This window comes from Actinomyces sp. ICM47 (assembly GCF_000278725.1).
Classification (GTDB): Bacteria; Actinomycetota; Actinomycetes; order Actinomycetales; family Actinomycetaceae; genus Pauljensenia.
This window is the reverse complement of sequence record NZ_ALCA01000016.1, coordinates 1-3382: the sequence shown is the minus strand read 5'-3', so window position 1 is coordinate 3382 and position 3382 is coordinate 1. Positions and strand designations below refer to the sequence as shown.

Sequence of the window (3382 nt, the reverse complement as noted above, 5' to 3'; positions counted from 1 at the left end):
CTTGTAGCCTCGACGCACTGAATGCCGCAACGACGCCCGTTGCGCCCCTCCGTCAGGAAGGCCCTCCGATGAAGATTCCCCTCCGCCTGCTTGCCACGCTCGCAGCAGTCGCAGCTCTCACCACCGCCTGCAACCCCTTCGGCTCAACATCCTCACGTGAGCGCCTCCCCGGGGATCCCCGCTTCGCGGAATTCACCTACAAGACCGACGGGGAGATCACGGTCCAAGAGCGAACCGATTCCTTTAACGTACGCATGCCCACCCTGGGCGCGACCGAGGGGCACGTCGCGGCGGCCAACTTCCCCGAGGGACGCGGGCTGCCTTCCCCCGACCACCACTTCTGGGTGACCGGCGTCGCGACCGTCCCCGCCGACACTATCCAGATGCTCACGGACAGCGCAGACGGGAACAACTCCCTCCTGCCCGGCATCTACCCGGGTCTCTACCAGTACGTGCCGCAGGACTGCCACTTCTACACGGTCCCCTCCGATCACGCGAACGACGTCCTCAACACACAGGCGAACGATATCTACTCCGACTGGGGGTCGTTCACCATCACCAACTTCGCGGCATCTACCGACTGCCACCTCATCATCGTCACCGGCGAGGGCACCACCGGCTGACCGCGCCACGCCCACGATTGCCTGCCCCGGCCTCGTCCATGAACCCTCCATGAACGAGGCCGTGGTTGCTGCGTGTGAGCACGCGACGAGAGAGAAACGATAAACGCAAGATCGCCTTGCTCTAAGTCGGGTCCCATAGGTCCTAGATGACCCGTTCGGAGGCAGTTTTCAACAGATTATTTATCCCGACTTTTCCGCACGTTTCCGCCACTTCTACAGGTAAGTTAGCGGCGACCCCACAGAATTGTTCTCCCGGGACCTCAGACCCAGTCATACTAATGGGCGACAGCACCCACGAGGAAGGATCCCCAGTGCGAATCGCTCTCTTTTCCACTTGCCTGGCAGACGTCATGTTCCCCCAGGCCGCCCAGGCGACAGTAACGCTGCTCGAGCGCCTCGGCCACGAAGTCGTCTTCCCTGAAGGCCAGGTGTGCTGCGGACAGATGCACGCCAACACCGGCTACTTCGAAGACGCAGCCAAGATCACCCGCAACCACGTCAAGGCCTTCGAGCCCGTGCTCGACGGCGAGTGGGACGCCATCGTCGTCCCCTCCGGCTCCTGCACCGGTGCAGTGCGCCACGAGCAGAAGGTCGTCGCCGAGCACGTGGGTGACCACGAACTGGCCAAGCAGTCCCAGCGCATCGCCGCGCACACCTACGACCTGACCGAACTCCTCACCGACGTTCTCGGCCTGGAGGATGTGGGCGCCTACTTCCCCCACACCGTCACCTACCACCCGACCTGCCACTCGCTGCGTATCGCCAAGGTCGGCGATCGCCCCTACCGCCTCCTGCGCGCCGTCGAGGGCCTGACCCTCGTCGACCTGCCCGACGCCGAGGTCTGCTGCGGTTTCGGTGGCACCTTCGCCATGAAGAACTCCGAGACCTCCACCTCCATGCTCGCGGACAAGGTCACCAACGTCATGTCCACGCGCGCCGAAGTCCTCGTCATGGGCGACTACTCCTGCCTCATGCACGTCGGCGGCGGTCTCTCCCGCCTCAACTCCGGCATCCGCCCCATGCACCTCGCCGAAATCCTGGCATCCACCAAGGACCAGCCCTTCGAGGGCAACATCTCCTTCGCACCCGAAAGCGCACAGGTGATCTGACATGACCGCAACGTTCATCGGAATGCCCTCTGCCCCTGACTCCCACACCGGCGGCTGGCGCACCACCGTCACCATCCCCGAGGACACCCTCCGCTGGGGTCCCTCCTTCCCCGAGGGTGCCCACAAGACGCTGGCCAACACGCAGATGCGCCGCAACCTGGGCCACGCGACCCGCACGATCCGCTCCAAGCGCGCCCTGCGCGTCGCGGAAATGCCGGACTGGGAGAAGCTGCGCAGCGCCGCCGAGGCCGTCAAGTTCGAGGTCGCTTCGCGCATGCCCGAGCTGCTCGAGGAGTTCGAGCGCAACGTGACCGCCCGCGGCGGCATCGTCCACTGGGCGCGCGACAAGCACGAGGCCAACCGCATCGTCGCGGACATCATCAAGTCCAAGGGCGTCACCGAGGTCGTCAAGGTCAAGTCCATGGCCACCCAGGAGACCAACCTCAACGAGTATCTGAAGGACCAGGGCATCAGCGCTCGCGAGACCGACCTCGCCGAGATGATCGTCCAGCTGGCCGACGACATGCCCAGCCACATCGTGGTCCCCGCCATCCACCGCAACCGCTCCGAGGTCCGCGGTATCTTCCTGGATCGCATGGAAGACGCGCCCCGCGACCTCTCCGACGACCCGACCGAACTGACGGCCGCCGCCCGCGCCCACCTGCGTAAGAAGTTCCTGCACGCCAAGGTCGCCGTGTCCGGCACCAACATGGGTATCGCGGAAACCGGCACCGTCTCCATCTTCGAGTCCGAGGGCAACGGCCGCATGTGCCTGACCCTACCCGACACGCTCATCACCCTGATGGGCATCGAGAAGCTGGTCCCCCGCTTCCAGGACGTGGAGATCTTCTCCCAGCTGCTCCCCCGCTCCGCGACCGGCGAGCGCATGAACCCCTACACCTCCATGTGGACGGGCGTCACCCCCGGCGATGGCCCGCAGGAGTTCCACCTGATCCTCATGGATAACGGCCGCACCAAGGTCCTCACCGACCCGATCGGCCGCCAGGCCCTCGCCTGCATCCGCTGCGGCTCGTGCATGAACATCTGCCCGGTCTACCAGCACACCTCCGGCCACGCCTACGGCTCCGTCTACCCGGGCCCCATCGGCGCGATCCTCACCCCGCAGCTCACCCAGGGCCTCGCCGAGGACGATCCGGTGCACACCCTGCCCTTCGCCTCCTCGCTGTGTGGCGCGTGTGGCGAGGTCTGCCCCGTCAAGATCGACATCCCGACGATCCTCATCCACATGCGTGCGCGCACGGTTGATGTCAAGCGCAACCTCGTGCCCGACGTGTGGGACCTCGCGCTGGGCGTTGCCACGCCCGTCATGTCGAACTCGACGCTGTGGAAGATGGCAGGCACCGGCACGAAGGCCACCCGCCTGTTCGCCAAGAAGGGTGCCATCGGCGCACTGCCGTTCCCGGCCTCGCTGTGGACGCGCGCACGCGACCTGCCGGTCGCCCCGAAGGAGACCTTCCGTCAGTGGTGGAAGCGCACCCACAAGGACTCCGACGCCAACGCGCCGCGCACGGACCGCCCCGCTACGGGACTCCCGCTCGCTTCCGAACACGGCATGACCACCAACACGACCCCGAAGGAGGCGTGACATGAGCACCACCACCATGGACGCAAAGAACGCGATCCTGGCTC

General features: G+C 65.7%; 3 protein-coding genes. All 3 read left to right on the top strand.

Annotated features, from left to right (window positions below; genetic code table 11):
* The first annotated feature begins 68 nt into the window (after nucleotides 1-68).
* Complete coding sequence (locus tag HMPREF1136_RS00805; RefSeq protein ID WP_009647400.1) at nucleotides 69-623, top strand: hypothetical protein; 555 nt, start codon at nucleotides 69-71, stop codon at nucleotides 621-623.
* A gap of 311 nt (nucleotides 624-934) precedes the next feature.
* Nucleotides 935-1732, top strand: coding sequence for a (Fe-S)-binding protein (locus HMPREF1136_RS00800; protein WP_009647401.1), 798 nt, complete (start codon nucleotides 935-937; stop codon nucleotides 1730-1732).
* A 1-nt stretch (nucleotide 1733) separates the two neighbouring features.
* Entirely contained in the window at nucleotides 1734-3338 is a 1605-nt protein-coding gene (locus HMPREF1136_RS00795) for a LutB/LldF family L-lactate oxidation iron-sulfur protein (RefSeq protein WP_009647399.1), read from the top strand.
* Nucleotides 3339-3382 lie beyond the last annotated feature (44 nt).